Raw genomic sequence first — 14,551 nt, 5'->3', positions numbered from 1 at the left:
ACTTTGGGTCGCAGTACTAGTTGCGCTTGTGCGTGATGTAGCCCGCGATCCGGTTGCGGACGTTCTTCGACTCGATGTTGGTCAGCTCCGTGACGGCGTCCTTGTTGTGCTCGAAGTCCTCCCGGGAGAACGCATCCTGGTATCGCTCCATGAGGATGTTCCCCGTCTTCTTGACGTAGTCGGGCTTGATAGCCATACAGCCCGTTTGCCCCGCCGCTCGTTAAAAGGATTCGCTTCGCGTGCAGCGCTCCAACAGCCCCCGTTGCCGTCGGACGCCGTCGTTACGGGTTCTCGAACGCACCCGCAACCAGCAGGGGGAACACGAGCGTCGCCTCGGCTTCGATCAGCGCGTAGTTCGGCTCCGCGTCCTCGTCTTTGATCTTCCCCCAGGAGACCGCCTCCTCGGGCGGTGCGCCGGACAGCGACCCGTCGCCCTCCATGCCCGTGGAGATGTACACCGCGTAGTCGGCACCGCCGCGGAACAGGTTCGTCATGATCGCGTGGTGTTTCGGCACGCCCGCGCCCACACAGATGAGCCCCGTCGTGTCGGCCAACAGCCCCTCCTCGATGAGGGCGTCGTAGTCGTCGAGGATCTCGATTCCGACCTCGCTGTCGTAGCCCTGGCGGTAGTAGTAGAGGAAGTTCCCGATCTCGGCGTCCGTGAGCGCCGGGCAGAACACGGGGATGTCGTTGTCGGCGGCGTTCTTCAGGATCGAATCCTCGTCGTCCAACGTCGCCCCGAGCTCCCGGGCGAACGCGGTTGGGGTGCGGACCTTCTGGTCGGCGAAGAACTCCTCGAAGAAGTCGTAGAGATACTCTTCGAGCCACACGTAGCGGTCCGACGGCACGAAAATGTTGCCCAGGCGGTTGATCCCCTCCTCGCGGAGCGCGGCCTCGTCGACGTCCCATTCGCCCATCTTGAACGGTTTCGCCGTCTTGATGACGTCCTCGGTCAGCGAGCCCGACGTGGTGATGATGACGTCCACGTAGTTCTCCCGCACGAGGTGGGCAACGACCTCCCGCAGCCCCGACGAGACGATGTTCGACGTGAGCGTCAGATAGATCGTGGCGTCGTCCTCGCGCATCTCCCGGGTGATGTCGACGGCGTCAGCCAGGTGGGAGGCCTGGAAGCCGGTCGTCGCGTACGAGTCGAGCAGCTCGAAGAAGTCGAACTCACCGCTGAAGTCGTAGCCCCGAACGTCGGGCGTGTCGAGGTCCTCGTCCGAGCCCGGCACGACGTTCTCGTGCGTCTCGTCGGCGTCGTCGCCTGTCATACGAGTGGATTGTGGGCGCGCGGATTTGAACGTCCCGACATCGCGTGGCCGGCCACGCTGTGCGTGGCTCCGCTGGCCCACTGCAGAACCGACCCACGCGCGCCGTGACAGCCCACCCTTCGGATGGGCGTCACAGCAGCCACTCCTTGACGGCGGCGTAGACGGCGCGCACGCGCTCGGGGTCGCGGCTCGGCCGGCCAACGCTGACCGCGTCCGCGCCGTACGAGAGGTACTCGAAGACGTCGTCCCGTGTTCGAACGCCGTTGTTCGCGACGACGAACAGGTCTGTGGCGTCGGCGACGTCCCGAACCACCCGCCGGGAGTCCATCGCGTCGACGTGGATCGCAGCCGCGCCGGCCCGCTCGATGGCCTGCGCGAGCACGGGCAGGTGGACGCCCTGCACGCCGGCCCGCACTTTCACGGAGACGGCGGCGCCCTCGTCGCTGGCCGCCCGCACCTGCTCGCAGAGCCGGTCGGTGTCCCGGAGCAAGGTCTCGCCGGCCCCGGCGTCGCACAGCTCGTCCTGCCGGCAGTGCGCGTTCACCTCCAGGATGGCGTCGTGGGCGGCGCAGACGGCGGCGACATCGCGCAGCGGGCCGAGGCGCACCGCCCGGACGTTCACGGCCGGCCGCAGGAACGCGTCGTCGAGCTCACTGAGCTGGTCGTCGACCCACGCCACGGGATCGGCGGGCAGGAACTCCTCGCGATCCCGGTCGACCATCGCCCGGGCGGCCTCCCGGGTCGGTTCGTCGACGGCGATCCCGCCGAGGAACACGCCGCCGGCGTGTTCGCCCGCCGACATCGCCCACTCGGCGTCCGCCTCGCCGCTGAGGCTGGCGAGCGCGAGCCGCGGCGCGAACACGTCAGGCCACCTCCCCGCTGGCGGCCACGAGCGCGTCCCGGCAGGCGCGGGCGACGCGCTCGGCGTCGGCCTCGGTGTCGAGGCTGGTGTCCGTTCGAACCACGGGCCGATCCAGGTCGGTGCTGTCGGCGGTGTCGAGGACGAACGCGTCCGCGAAGTCGTAGGCGTCGGCGACCCCCGCAGTCGACGGGTCGTGGCCGACGGCGGCCATGAGCTTCGCGGCGGGGCCCGAGAACACCTCGTCCTCGACGAACGGGGAGACGGCGACCACCTGTGCGTCCCGAAGTGCGTCCGCGATGCCGTCCAAAGCGAGCATCGGGCCGATGCTCGTGACGGGGTTCGAGGGGCCGACGACCACGGGTCCATCCCGGATCGCTTCGATCGCTGGTTGTGCCGCGGTCGCGCGCTCGCCACCCCGGAACTCCACGTCCTCGACCGTGGGGTCGCCGTGCTCGGCCACCCAGAACGTCTGGAAGTGTTGCTCGCCGTCGGGCGTCTGAACGATCGTCGCCACGGGGTCGTTGCTCATGGGCACGAGGTCGACGCTGAGATCGAAGGCGTCGGCGAGCCGGCGGGTGACCTCGGTGAGCGTGTGCCCCTCGTCGAGCAGGCCCGCGCGCAGCGTGTGTACGGCGCGGTCGCGGTCGCCGATGAACATGAACTCGCTGGCGGCCGAGAACCGCCGCCAGCGCGCGATGTCGCGGCCGGCGGTCTGCGCGTCGTCGGGCAGATACCGGGGCGTATCGGGGTCGATGTCGGCTGCGGCGGCGAGGTCCGTGAGGTAGTCGTGGGTCGTCGACCCGTCGTCCGCGATCCCCCACCACGTCTCTCGGTCGAGAACGCCACCACCCTCGAAGAGCACGGTGTCGAGGTCCGGACACACGAGCAGTCCGCCGAGCGCCACGTCGTCGCCGGTGTTCCCGACAACCGTCGTTTCGGCGGGGTCGAACACCCTGCGGGCGCCGGCGAGGAGCTTCGGCGTGCCCGTCCCCCCGGCCAGGAACGTCGTCATGCGAACGCCTCGGGGAGCCGGCGAGTAAACGCTTCCGTCCGACGGTCCGGAGACAGCAGGGATTTATGCACGCACCGGCGGTGCCAAACGTATGGGAGACACGCGCATCGATCGCGGCCGCGCGGCGTGGTGGGCCATCGGCGCCACGCTGACGGCCGCCCTCGTGTACGTCGTGTACACGTTCGTGGGAACGTTCGTCCTGGGGTTCTTCCTGTACTACGCCACACGCCCGGTGTACCGCCGAGTGGACCGCCATCTGCGGTCGTCATCGGTCGCCGCCGTCGCGTCCCTGCTGGTGCTTGCACTCCCGGTGGTCGTGTTGCTGTCCTACACCACCGCGGTCGGGATTCAAGAGCTCACGAGAGTGCTCAACGCACCCCAGATCGACCTCACGACCGTTGAAGCGCTCGTGCAGCCGTACGTCGACGTTTCGAGGGCCGTCCAAGACCCACAGTCGCTGCTCGGCCAGCCGTCGGTCCGCGCGGCGATCAACACCACGCTGCGCAGCGCCGGCCAGTACGCCGGCTTCCTCGGGACCGCGTTCGTCCACCTGTTCGCCGTGATCACGATCGCGTTCTACCTGCTGCGCGACGACACGCGGCTGGCGGAGTGGTTCCACAGCCGGTTCGCCGACAGCGACGGCGTCGTGCGCGCGTACACCGCCGCCATCGACGCCGACTTCTCGAACATCTTCTTCGGGAACATCCTGTTCGCGTTCATCACCGGCGTGATCGCGTCGATCACGTTCAACGTCCTGCAGATCGTCTTCCCCAGCAGCCTGTCGATCCCGTACCCGACGCTCATGGGGCTGTTGACGGGCGCTGCGAGCCTGATCCCAGTCGTCGGGATCAAGCTGGTGTGGATCCCGCTTCTGGGGTGGCTGGCAGTCGCTGCGGCCCGAAGCGGGGGTGGCTACGGGTTCGTCGCCGTCTTCGGCGTGGTTGCAGCGGTGGTCATCGACTTCATCCCGGATCTCGTCGTGCGCCCCTACGTCTCGGGCCGAGACCTCCACCTGGGCCTGGTGATGCTGGCGTACGTGTTCGGACCGCTCATCTGGGGCTGGTACGGCATCTTCCTCGGTCCGATGGTGCTCGTGTTCGTGGTGCATTTCGCCCGGCTGGTGCTCCCGGAGCTGGTTGCGGGCGAGGGCATCGCGCCGGTGCCCGCCGGCGCCGACGACACACCGGCGTCTGACGCCGACCCCGAGAGCGCCGCCGACCCGGACGACACTGCGGCCTAATCGAGTTCGGCTCCATCGTGTGGGCAATGCGTGACCGACGGGGTCCGGGTGGTGAATCCACACTCGGGACACCGTCGGGTGCGGGACGACGACCGCTCGCCGCGTCGCCGCCGAAACAGGAACGGCACGAACGGCACCGCGAGGACGAACACCGGCAGGTCGAACACCTGCCAGGCGACGACAGAGACCGCGAGGCTTCCGGCGACACCGACCGCCGCGGTCGCGAGCCGCGCAGCCACCATCCGTCAGGACTGACCGACGTACTGGGTTTCCCACTCGCGGCGCGCCTCCAGCTCCCGGGTGCCACGATGCGTGAGCGTGTAGTAGTTCGTGCGCTGGTCGAGTTCGCCCTTGTCGATGAGCCCCTTCTCGACGAGGGTGTCGAGGTTCGGGTACAGTCGCCCGTGATGGATCTCTGATGTGTAGTACTGTTCGAGTTCGTCCTTGATCGCCAGTCCGTGGGGCTCATCTAACCCCGCAACAACGTACAAGAGGTCTCGCTGAAACCCTGTCAAGTCGTGCATATGTCTTGGATCCGGTACTAGTTTCGTGGCTCGGAGTATAAGACTGGTGGCCTCAGCTCGGGGGGTGATCTCACTCGTGGCGCGCCGAGTGGCCGGTGGTTCGCCCGCGATGTTATACGTGCTGGGCGCGTTGGAGGCCACATGACGGAAACCGTCCTGTTCGAATCCGAGTCCACGCAGTCGCGTGCCGACGTCGCCGCCTACCTGCGCACCGTCGCGGACAGCCTACAGAACAACGACACGATCACGCTGTCGGCCGGCGGGGACACCGAAACCGTCGATCCGCCGGCGTCCGTCGACTTCGAGGTCAAAGCCGAACGCGAGACGACGGGGGGCAGCGGCCCCGACGAGCTCAGCATCGAGTTCGAGCTGGAATGGGACGACGCCGACCACAGTGCCGACGGCGAGACGACCGACACCGGACTCGACATCTCCTGAACCCGCGCCGGCCGGCGTGACATCCGGAGCCGGGATACGGGCGCTGCTGCGCGAGTCGTCACAACGGAAAAGGATGCGGAGCCGGAAACCCCGGCCCCGCAGCCGCCCTGAATTGGTCCCCGCTGACGCTTCGGCCCTCCAAGCGAAGCGTCACCTAATCCGAAGTGACCGACCATCATAAATCTGTTCCTGGCGGTGGTGATACGGCGGTTACATGTGTTCCTCTTCGAGCGCCCATCCGAGCGCCCGGCGGTAGTACGTGAACATCTCCCGGATGCCTTCGTGGCTCATCTCCTCTGACTCCAACTCCTCGACCAAGAACTGGTACTGCTCGCGGATCTCCTCCTCATCGCGCATGCCACCCGGTAGCAACTCCAGCAGTAAGAAACGCCCCCTCCGAGGGCCCGGCCACCCGCTACGTGCGGTCCAGCCGCGAGATCCCCTGCCAGATGGCGTTCACCAGGCGGTCCTCGCCCTCGCCGACGGCGTCCGCCCAGCCGCGTGCGAGTGCGTCCTCTAAGGCATCCAGATCGTGGTTCTCGAAGTTGTTCACCGCCTGGAACGCCGCCAGCGCGTCGCGCTCGGCGTCCCCGAACGCGCGGCCGGGAGCGCCGTCGTAGAACCCCAGCTCGGACAGCGCCGCCAGCACCGACTCGGCGGTGTCACCCGCGAGTTCGCGGTACTCAGTGGGGGCTTCGCGCTCCAGCAGCGTGATGTCGTAGATGTGGAACACCCGTTCGAGCTCGTCGATCGGGTGGTCGTGGTCGTCGACGCGCACGTCGATCCAGCGGTCGTTTCCGCCGTCGTAGCCACCCCCGGGCTTGGCGACGTACAGGGCCGCGCCCTGCTCGCCACGCTGGTCGCCGCCCGCGTCGTTGCCGGCGTGGAGCGCCGCCAGCAGCCGCTCGGGCAGCCCGCCGTCGGTGTCCTCGAACGTGTCGGCCATCGCGTCGACCGTCGCCCGGTTCGCCAGGATGTTCCCCTGGGCGGTGTAGTGGTCGCCCTGCCGGTCGCTGGCGTGGTCGACGCACTCCGCGCCCGTGAACGCCGCCACGGAGCCGTCCTGGCCGACGACCCCCACCTGCCGCTGTGGGGCCTCGTCGTCAGCGCTCGTCAGTTCCGTGACGACCTCGTCGGCCGAGTGTCCCGCCCGCAGCAGGTCAAGGCCATCGGAGCCGTACGCGACGTTCGCGAGGCTCTGGGTGGCGATGGCACCGGCGTCCGCGCTCGCGAACGGGACGACGGAACCGACGGCCACGAACTTCGACTGGACGGCGACGCCGACTGCGTCGGTCTCGGGGTCCCGCGCGACGATAGAGAACGTCATGGGGCACGGTTGCCCGCGCCGGGCAAAAGACTACGGCTCGGCCACCTCCGTTGCCGTCTTCTCGGCGGTCAGCGGCTGGCGGCTCGCCAGCGCCACCGGGAACGCCGGGTGTTCGACGAGGTGCCACAGCACCATGTGTCGGCGGCCGGCCGTCAGCCCCGTGGCCGAGAGGTCCTCGGCGGTGAACGTCTCGGGAAGCCGCCGGCAGCGCCCCCGGAGCGCGTCGAGGCTCTCGAAGACCTTGCGGTTCCCGGCGGAGTCCGCGCCCCGGCGCTCGACGACGTAACTGCCGTCGGGCCGCCGCACGCCCGCCGTGTTCATGAACGACTCGCGGGCAGTCAGCGCGTCGGAAAGCGAGTCCCGTAGCTGTTCGGCGTCGTCCGTCGGGAGCACCAGCTCGTCGCCGTCCACGGAGACGACCACGCGGTCGCCGCGGCGTTCGGCCCAACGGTCAGGCGAGCCGGCGAATTTCTCGACCAGCCGCATCGCTGCGGCTTCGGGTATCCTCGGCGGCCGGAGTCTGCGTGTAACTCGGCATCGTGGTAGTCTGCTCCCCCGATGTCAGCATAAGTCCGGCGATGGGACAGACTCGGTTTGTCAGACCGCACTCCCGTGAGGCGTGCCGGTTCGACGTGGTGATCGCGTCGGTGGGGTCAGGTGTCGGCGACGCCCCGGACCCACTCCGCCACGTCACGCACGGCGTGTTCGGCGACGTTGTCCGCGAACTGGAGGTGTGTCATCGTGGACGGCTCGTGCCCCGTCTGGAAGTAGTGCCCGAGGCCGTCGTAGAACGCGACGCGGCCCGCCTCCCCGAGGTCCAGGTCGCGCCAGTCGGCCAGCAGCTCCCGGTGCATCTCGACGAGTTCGGGCTGCGCCTCTGGGTCGGCGCGCCCGGTCTTCAGCGCGAACACCGGCGCGTCGATGGACTCGGCGAGCGCGCCCGGGTCGTAGTCCAGCACGCTGTCCCACCACCGACCCGGCTTGTCTCTGAGCACCTCGTCGGGCTCGTAGTCGCGGTCGACCAGTCGCTGGGCGGTCTCCTGCTGCTGGGCCAGGAGCGCTTCCTGGTCCTCGTCGAGGTCGCCGTCCGGTTCGAGGAAGTACCGGAGGTGCCTGACGTCGTCGGGGTCGGGCTCCGTCCCACTCGGGCCATCGAGGGACACGACACCCGCGACGCCCCCGTGTCTGTCGGCGATTCGGGGCGCGGCCAGCCCGCCCTGACTGTGGCCCGCGACGAACAGCGCGTCCTCGTCGACCGTGTCGGCGCTCGCGAGTTCGTCGAGGGCGGCGACCGCGTCGTCAACGACGACAGTGTCGAGCGTGTGCTCCTCAGGGGCCACGTCGTGGTCGTGTAGGCGCTTCTCGTACCGGAGGGCCGCGATACCCTCGGTCGCCAGCCCCCACGCGAAGTCCTGCAGAAGCTTCGACTCGCCGGCCGTCCCGTCGGGATCGTGGATTCCGGCCCCGTGGACGAGCACCACGCCGGCGAACGGACCGTCGCCGTCGGGAACTGCGAGCGTGCCGTCGAGGGCCACGTCGCCGGCGTCGACGGTCACGCCGCGCTCGGTGAAGGCGTCGGCCTCGGCGTATGCCGGCGGTTCGTACTCGCTGGGGAGCGCGAAGTCGGCGACCTCGCCGTCGGCGACGCGCAGGTCGAGGCGCTGGCTGCCATCGGCGAACGCCAGTTCGACCGATACCTCGGCACCATCGGTGGTCACGTCGCCGACGCCCGCAGATTCGCCGTACTGGCCGTACAGCCCGTACCGGAACTCTTCGAGGGCGTCTTCGGCGTCCAGTTCGCCGAACTGGAGGCCCGCTGAGAACGCGTCGAGGACCGCCTCGCGTCCGGTCTCGGAGAGCAGTGCGGCGGCCTCGGTGGCGGTGGCCGCGTCTTTGGCCGTGAATCGGTCGGCGAACTCAGTGGCCGTCGCTTCGGGGTCACGTGATGGCATATGCCGGGGTTCCCGACGCCGCGGGAAATAGGTCGGTGGTCTGTCAGACGCCGAGCCACCGGAGTTATCCCGCCACCCGGCCAACGCCGGAGTATGGACGTGCGCGGCGAGCGCGAGTGTAAGTCGTGTGGGACGCGCTGGTCGTATTTCGAGACCGGGAGCGTCGAGTGCCCGAGCTGCGGGAGCCGCCGGAGCGTCGGCGTCGGCGAGCGCGAGACGCACACCGATACCGCCGACGCCCTCGACCTGACCGCGGCCCAGCGTGCGGGCTCCGAGGACGTGCTCGACGCCCTCGAACCCGCGACGGAGGCGTGCCGCGAGTACTGTCGGTCCCGCGGGTTCGTCTCCGGCGGCACCCTCCTGGACCTCGACGACACCTACCTCGCCGCCGCGGAGCTGTGGCGCGTCGGGGTGGTGCTCGCGGGCCAACACGCGATCAGCGACGACGAACAGCGCCACGTGGTTGCGTTGCTGCACGGGGCTGCCGACGGTGAGCGGCCCACACCTGCCGCGGTGCCGGCGTCGCTGCGGGGGCCTCGGGGGCTGGCGGCTGCGGCGGCCGTCGACGCCTATCGGGCGGACGTTCGGGCGTACTGCGGTGGCGACGTGCCGATGCCCGAGCGCGACCTCCTGGAGCGCGCGCGAGAGCACGGTCGTCGAGTGGACGCCCTCGACGGCGAGGTGGACCCCCAGGACAGCGCCCGCCTCGTGGCGGCGGTGCGGGCGATCGGGGACGCGCTCCGCGGCGACGAGGCGGGGATCGAGCGCGCCCGGACACGATTGAACGCGCTGGGGTGACAACCGAGAACAGTCCGGTCGCGGCCGCTGGCGGTCAGGGGAGCGCGACCGCAACGCCGGTCTGCTCGCTGGCGGCCGCCAGGGTGTTGTACAGCAACATCGCCCGCGTCATCGGGCCGACGCCGCCAGGGACCGGTGTGATGGCGCTGGCGGCCGCCTCCGCCGAGTCGTAGTCCACGTCGCCGACGAGTTCGTAGCCCTTCTCGGTGTCCGCGTCGACGCGGTTGATGCCAACGTCGATGACGACCGGGTCTCCGGAGAGCATGTCGCCGTCGATCAGCTCGGGAACCCCGCAGGCCGCGACCACGACGTCAGCTCGCCGGGTGTGCGCGGCGAGGTCGTCGGTGTGGCTGTGGCAGATCGTCACGGTGGCGTTGCCGCCGGCGGCCTTCTGTGCGAGGAGGTTCGCCAGCGGCTTCCCGACGATGTTCGACCGGCCGACGACAACGACCTCCGCGCCGTCGGGGTCAACGCCCTGGTGTGCGAGGAGCTTCTGCACGCCGTGGGGCGTACAGGGCTTGAAGCGCGGGGTGCCGCCGACCAGCTTCCCGACGTTCTCCGGGTGGAAGCCGTCGACGTCCTTCGCGGGGTCGACCGCGGAGAGCACGCGCTCGTCCGGGACGTGATCGGGCGTCGGGTCCTGGACGAGGATGCCGTGGACGTCTTCCCGGGCGTTCAACTCGGCGACGGTGTCGAACAGCGTGTCGGCGGACGCTTCGGGGTCGATGCGGACGTCCTCGGCGGCGATCCCGACCTCCTCGCAGTCCTGTTGTTTCATCGAGACGTACGTCTCGCTGGCCTGCTTGTCGTTCATCAGTACGGTCGCCAGCCGTGGCGTGACACCCGCGGTTTCGAGTGTCTCGACGGCCCCGGTGAGGTCCGCGCGCAGTTGCGCGGCGACGGCGTCGCCGTCGATGATCTCGGTCATGCGTCTCCGTCCGCGGCGGCCGCCCTTGAATATGGCGGTGTATGCATAAACTGGTGTTTTCCAGATTACTTGTATCCACAAACATGCATTATCCGGGTGGGGCGTGCATCAGATTCGCGTCGGCGGTCGCCGGCTCGCAGCGTACGTGGCGAGAACAGCGCCCGCAGTCAGGTCACTCGTACTGCGGGTACCGCTCGCAGAGGTCCGCAACGGTGTCGGCGACATCGGCGTACACCGACTCGTCGCCGAGGTTGTCGATGACGCGCGCGATGCAGTCCGCAACCGTCTCCATCGCGTCGGCGTCGAAGCCGCGGGTCGTCAGCGCCGGCGTGCCGATGCGGATCCCGGAGGGGTCGAACGCCGACCGCGTCTCGTCGGGCACCGTGTTCGCGTTCAGTACGATGCCGACGTCCTCCAGTTCGCCCTCCACGTCCCCGCCGGAGATGTCGGGGTGTGACTCGCGGAGGTCGACGAGCACCAGATGTGTGTCGGTGCCCCCGGAGACCAGCGAGAAGCCGTGCTCCTGGAGGCGCTCGCCGAGAACGGCGGCGTTCCCCACGACCTGCGCGGCGTACTCCTCGAACGCCGGGTCGAGCGCCTCGTTGAACCCCACGGCCTTCCCGGCGATGTTGTGCATCAGGGGGCCGCCCTGCGCGCCCGGGAACACCGCCGAATCGATGTCGTCGGCGAACGCCTCGTCGCACATCACGATCCCGCCGCGGCCCGCCCGGATGGTTTTGTGCGTCGATCCGGTGACGAAATCCGCGACGCCGACCGGGGAGGCGTGTTCGCCCGCCGCCACCAGGCCCGTGATGTGCGCGATGTCGGCCGTGTGCAGCGCGCCGACGGCGTCGGCGGCCGCCTGGATGCGCTCCCACTCGACCTCCCGGGGGTACGCCGAGAACCCGGAGACGATCATGTCCGGCTCGAACGCGTCGGCGTGCTCGCGCAGCGCCTCGTAGTCGAGGCGCCCCGTCTCGGCGTCGACCTCGTACTGCTCGACCTCGTAGAGCTGGCCCGCGAAGTTCGCGGGGTGGCCGTGGCTCAGGTGGCCGCCGTGGGTGAGATCCAGCGAGAGGATCTTGTCGCCGGGCGCAAGCGTGGCGAAGTAGACGCCCATGTTCGCCGACGACCCACTGTGGGGCTGGACGTTCACGTGATCGGCCCCGAACAGCTCCTTGGCGCGCGCGACGGCGAGCTCCTCGACGTCGTCGGCGTACTCGCAGCCGCCGTAGTATCGCGACCCCGGATACCCCTCGGCGTACTTGTTCGTGAGCTCGCTGGATTGGGCTTCCATGACCGCCTCGCTGACGTGGTTCTCGCTGGCGATCATCGCGAGCGTGTCGTTTTGCCGGTGGCGCTCGCCGGTGAGCGCGTCGGCGACCTCCGGGTCGACCTCCCGAACCTCGTCGTAAGCCATACTCTCAGGGGGTGGCGCACGGGCCATAAGTCTACCGAGCACGCGCGCACGCAGTGGCGTCCTGTTTGTGCCACGATAGAAATATATGCGATGGCGTCGAACCGGGCTGGTACGTGACCAAGCGGCAGTCGCCGGGCGGTCGGCGCGTGACCGAGTCGGCACCCGACACCATCACCGTCCCGCGGTCGATCGCGGGCGTTGCGGCGAGCATCACGCACGCTGGGGCCGCCCACGAGACCATGGGGCCGGCACGAAGCCTGCAGTCAAACCGGCAGCGACCGCCGGCCGTCGCGTTCGGCGACACCTACTCGATTCCCGACGCAGTCGCGAACGCAACCCCAGCGACCGGTATCGAGGTGCGCCTGCCGTCGTCGCTGCGGTCGGTGTTCGTGACCGCGCCGCTGGCGTTCTACCTCGGCGCGACCGTGACCGTCGCGCCGGACGCCGACCCGGTGTTGCGCGCCCCCGACCACGGTGTCGTGTGGCCGCTGGATGACCCGCCGACTGCCGTGCCAGCGGTGCTTTCGCGGGTGTTCTGGCTCGACTGCCTGGTTCGGGAGGCGACCACTGACGGCCCGAGCGCGACCGAGACGGCGTTGCTGGACGACCTCGATCTGGACCCGGCCCGGCTGGCTGCGGCGTCGCCGGCCGGCCGGCTCGCCGCGTACCTGGAGACCCCCTTCGAGCGTGTCGCCGACCGGGTTCCGGACTGGCATCTCGGGATGCACGTTGCGCCCACCTACGAGCACGCGACGACGCTGCCGTACCTACTGGACCGGCTGGCGTTGGTGTTCCCGCCGGAAACGGCCAGCCTGGAGCGCCAGGAACTCGTTTCGCGGTCGCTGGATGACTTCTACCGGGGCGCACCGGGGCCGGTGGCGAGCGTCGAGATGGTCGATCCGGTCGACCGCCCGGGTCGCATGCAGGGGTGGCTGGCCGACGGGATCCCCGTGGACGCGTTCAAATCACATCCGGCATCGTACCGCAACCACGACGAATACCAGCGCGACGCCGACCGGGACGCGATCTCCGTGGCGGTCGTGCTCAACGACCGCGACATGGCCGGCGAGCACGACGCAGTCGCGGACATCTACGAGTCGCGCGCCGGGGACCTCCCGATCGACGTCACGCTCCACGAGCGGCTCACGCGCACCGAGCTGACAGAGGTGCTCACCACCCACCACGAGTTCGTCCACTACATCGGCCACTGCGCGGTCGACGGGCTGCGGTGTGCCGACGGCCACGTGTCGGTCGCGGATCTGCCGGCGCTCAACGTCGAGACGTTTTTCCTGAACGCGTGCGGGTCGTTCCACGAGGGATTGGCGCTCGTGGAGGGAGGGAGTGTCGCCGGTGCGGTCACGCTGCGGAAGGTCCTCGACGCCCAGGCCGCGAAAGTCGGCACGGCGTTCGCCCGGCTGCTGCTGGCTGGGTTCCCGATCGCGTTGGCGCTCCGACTGGCACGGCGCCGGATCCGCATGGGCAAAGACTACGCCGTGGTCGGGGATGGGACGCAGACGCTTGCGGTGACTGACGACCGCGAGACCGGCGTTGCACACGTCGACGCGGTCGACGGTGGCGATCAGTACCGGGTGGCGTGGACGGATCACTCTATGGCGAATCACGGCGGCGGCACGCCGACACCGCTGTTGGCCGGTGGGAACCGGCGGCTCGGCGGCAACCAGGTGACGTTCACCGCGTCCGCAACCGAGCTAGCCAGGACGCTGCCACGGGTGGACGCCCCGGTCGTGCTCGACGGACAGTTCTACTGGGCCGACGAGGCTGCGGCGGTCGTCCGTCCTGCCCAACAGAATTGCGGGGACTTCGACTGAACCATCCGAAAAACCGCGTTTTCCACCGCATGCGTCCGATAAAATTAAATAGCCACACACCATACCGGTGGGTAGAGATGACAGCAAATCTTCTTGGTACAACTGTCGCCGACACCCTGGAGGGAGTGTTCGGTGACGACCCCGACGAGCTCTACGTCGTGGATCCGAGCCGTCACGCCGTCGAGGCGCTCGTCGAGGCCGCAAACGACTACGACACCCCACTGCCGACGCTGCGCGTACTCGCCGACGAACGGACGCTCAAAGACGTCATGGACGACTTCATCGTGGCGAGCACCGCCGCGAACCTCGTCGAAGACGGGTCGCTGGCGCTTCGCACGGTCGACGTCGAGAACCGATCGCCGATGCTCGTCACCGAGGAGCGCGCCATCGCGTTGCTCGAAACCGGGCGCTTCGTTGGCGGGCTGGCCACCGACGACGACGACCTCGCCGAGACGGCGTACGATGCCGCAAACACCGACTGGGCGGCCGCCGACGAGTTCGCGCTCCGCACGCCCGCGATCGACCGCGTCCGGGAGACGCTGGGCGACGACATCAACGCCGATGTCGGCGACGACTTCGACGACGTGCTCGCGTCGCTTGAGACGGCGCGCGGCGACGGCGAGGGCCTGGACGAGGTCACGATCAGCCTGCTGGTCGCCGCGAAGAACCGCGAGCTCCTCTACGACATCAGCAAGTGGGGCGAGGACGTGGGGATCGCGTCGAAGGCAACGTTCTCGCGGACGAAGACCAAACTCGAGGATCTCGGCCTGGTCGACACCGAGAAAGTCCCGATCGACGTCGGGCGACCCCGGCTGCGGCTGAAGCTCGCCGACGACCGCCTCGAAGACGCGCCGGCCCCCGAGTTCGCGAACGTCGCGGAGTCGATGCTGGCGTAGCCGGCTCGCGCAATCCCTATTGTTTTGGCGTCGCCGCGTCTCCCAGCAGGC

17 protein-coding genes are annotated in these 14,551 nt (G+C 69.0%); 5 read left to right on the top strand and 12 right to left on the bottom strand.

Annotated features, from left to right (window positions below; genetic code table 11):
* Nucleotides 1-16: 16 nt before the first annotated feature.
* The 4 genes from JT689_RS07155 to cofD all read right to left on the bottom strand — a co-directional run bounded on the left by JT689_RS07155 (nucleotide 17) and on the right by cofD (nucleotide 3,148).
* Entirely contained in the window at nucleotides 17-196 is a 180-nt protein-coding gene (locus tag JT689_RS07155) for a 30S ribosomal protein S17e (protein WP_010903043.1), read from the bottom strand.
* 85 nt (nucleotides 197-281) lie between these two features.
* Nucleotides 282-1,274 carry a deoxyhypusine synthase gene (locus JT689_RS07150; RefSeq protein WP_205250802.1) on the bottom strand — a complete coding sequence of 331 codons (993 nt, stop codon included), beginning with the start codon at nucleotides 1,272-1,274 and terminating at the stop codon, nucleotides 282-284.
* A gap of 130 nt (nucleotides 1,275-1,404) precedes the next feature.
* Nucleotides 1,405-2,136: a tRNA-dihydrouridine synthase gene (locus JT689_RS07145; RefSeq protein ID WP_205250801.1), complete on the bottom strand. Its 732-nt coding sequence runs from the start codon at nucleotides 2,134-2,136 to the stop codon at nucleotides 1,405-1,407.
* 1 nt (nucleotide 2,137) lies between these two features.
* The gene (gene cofD, locus JT689_RS07140; protein WP_205250800.1) at nucleotides 2,138-3,148 is read right to left on the bottom strand and encodes a 2-phospho-L-lactate transferase; all 1,011 of its coding nucleotides are present in this window, start codon (nucleotides 3,146-3,148) and stop codon (nucleotides 2,138-2,140) included.
* Nucleotides 3,149-3,239: 91 nt separating this feature from the next.
* Between cofD and JT689_RS07135 the strand changes: the two genes are divergently transcribed.
* Entirely contained in the window at nucleotides 3,240-4,388 is a 1,149-nt protein-coding gene (locus tag JT689_RS07135) for an AI-2E family transporter (RefSeq protein ID WP_205250799.1), read from the top strand.
* Here the strand turns inward: JT689_RS07135 and JT689_RS07130 are convergent.
* Complete coding sequence (locus JT689_RS07130) at nucleotides 4,385-4,630, bottom strand: hypothetical protein (RefSeq protein ID WP_205250798.1); 246 nt, start codon at nucleotides 4,628-4,630, stop codon at nucleotides 4,385-4,387. The genes JT689_RS07135 and JT689_RS07130 overlap by 4 nt on opposite strands.
* Nucleotides 4,631-4,633: 3 nt before the next feature.
* A complete protein-coding gene (locus JT689_RS07125) occupies nucleotides 4,634-4,912 on the bottom strand; it encodes a PadR family transcriptional regulator (RefSeq protein WP_010903037.1) in 279 nt (92 codons plus the stop codon).
* Between the two features lie 141 nt (nucleotides 4,913-5,053).
* Between JT689_RS07125 and JT689_RS07120 the strand changes: the two genes are divergently transcribed.
* Nucleotides 5,054-5,350 (top strand): amphi-Trp domain-containing protein, encoded by a 297-nt coding sequence (locus tag JT689_RS07120; RefSeq protein WP_205250797.1) that lies wholly within the window; start codon nucleotides 5,054-5,056, stop codon nucleotides 5,348-5,350.
* Nucleotides 5,351-5,560: 210 nt separating this feature from the next.
* Here the strand turns inward: JT689_RS07120 and JT689_RS07115 are convergent, their stop codons facing one another.
* The 4 genes from JT689_RS07115 to JT689_RS07100 form a co-directional block, all read right to left on the bottom strand.
* The gene (locus JT689_RS07115; protein WP_205250796.1) at nucleotides 5,561-5,707 is read right to left on the bottom strand and encodes a hypothetical protein; all 147 of its coding nucleotides are present in this window, start codon (nucleotides 5,705-5,707) and stop codon (nucleotides 5,561-5,563) included.
* Nucleotides 5,708-5,765: 58 nt separating this feature from the next.
* The gene (locus JT689_RS07110; RefSeq protein ID WP_205250795.1) at nucleotides 5,766-6,677 is read right to left on the bottom strand and encodes a DUF1028 domain-containing protein; all 912 of its coding nucleotides are present in this window, start codon (nucleotides 6,675-6,677) and stop codon (nucleotides 5,766-5,768) included.
* A gap of 30 nt (nucleotides 6,678-6,707) precedes the next feature.
* On the bottom strand, nucleotides 6,708-7,163 hold the full coding sequence (locus JT689_RS07105; RefSeq protein ID WP_205250794.1) for a hypothetical protein: 456 nt from the start codon (nucleotides 7,161-7,163) through the stop codon (nucleotides 6,708-6,710).
* Between the two features lie 167 nt (nucleotides 7,164-7,330).
* Nucleotides 7,331-8,629: an alpha/beta fold hydrolase gene (locus JT689_RS07100; RefSeq protein ID WP_205250793.1), complete on the bottom strand. Its 1,299-nt coding sequence runs from the start codon at nucleotides 8,627-8,629 to the stop codon at nucleotides 7,331-7,333.
* A 93-nt stretch (nucleotides 8,630-8,722) separates the two neighbouring features.
* On the opposite strand from JT689_RS07100, the gene JT689_RS07095 reads away from it, so the two are divergent.
* Entirely contained in the window at nucleotides 8,723-9,427 is a 705-nt protein-coding gene (locus tag JT689_RS07095) for a TFIIB-type zinc ribbon-containing protein (protein WP_205250792.1), read from the top strand.
* A gap of 34 nt (nucleotides 9,428-9,461) precedes the next feature.
* Here JT689_RS07095 and JT689_RS07090 read toward each other — a convergent pair whose 3' ends face one another.
* Nucleotides 9,462-10,355: a bifunctional methylenetetrahydrofolate dehydrogenase/methenyltetrahydrofolate cyclohydrolase gene (locus JT689_RS07090; protein ID WP_010903030.1), complete on the bottom strand. Its 894-nt coding sequence runs from the start codon at nucleotides 10,353-10,355 to the stop codon at nucleotides 9,462-9,464.
* Between the two features lie 172 nt (nucleotides 10,356-10,527).
* Entirely contained in the window at nucleotides 10,528-11,775 is a 1,248-nt protein-coding gene (gene glyA, locus JT689_RS07085) for a serine hydroxymethyltransferase (protein WP_205250791.1), read from the bottom strand.
* A 113-nt stretch (nucleotides 11,776-11,888) separates the two neighbouring features.
* On the opposite strand from glyA, the gene JT689_RS07080 reads away from it, so the two are divergent.
* Both JT689_RS07080 and JT689_RS07075 read left to right on the top strand, forming a co-directional pair.
* Nucleotides 11,889-13,604, top strand: a complete 1,716-nt coding sequence (locus tag JT689_RS07080; protein WP_205250790.1) for a CHAT domain-containing protein — start codon at nucleotides 11,889-11,891, stop codon at nucleotides 13,602-13,604.
* A 77-nt stretch (nucleotides 13,605-13,681) separates the two neighbouring features.
* The gene (locus JT689_RS07075; RefSeq protein WP_012289323.1) at nucleotides 13,682-14,500 is read left to right on the top strand and encodes a DUF5821 family protein; all 819 of its coding nucleotides are present in this window, start codon (nucleotides 13,682-13,684) and stop codon (nucleotides 14,498-14,500) included.
* Nucleotides 14,501-14,551 lie beyond the last annotated feature (51 nt).

It is taken from the genome of Halobacterium sp. GSL-19, assembly GCF_016917855.1.
Classification (GTDB): Archaea; Halobacteriota; Halobacteria; order Halobacteriales; family Halobacteriaceae; genus Halobacterium; species Halobacterium salinarum.
Note: the sequence above shows the minus strand (reverse complement) of the source record. Positions and strands in the feature narration are given on the sequence as shown.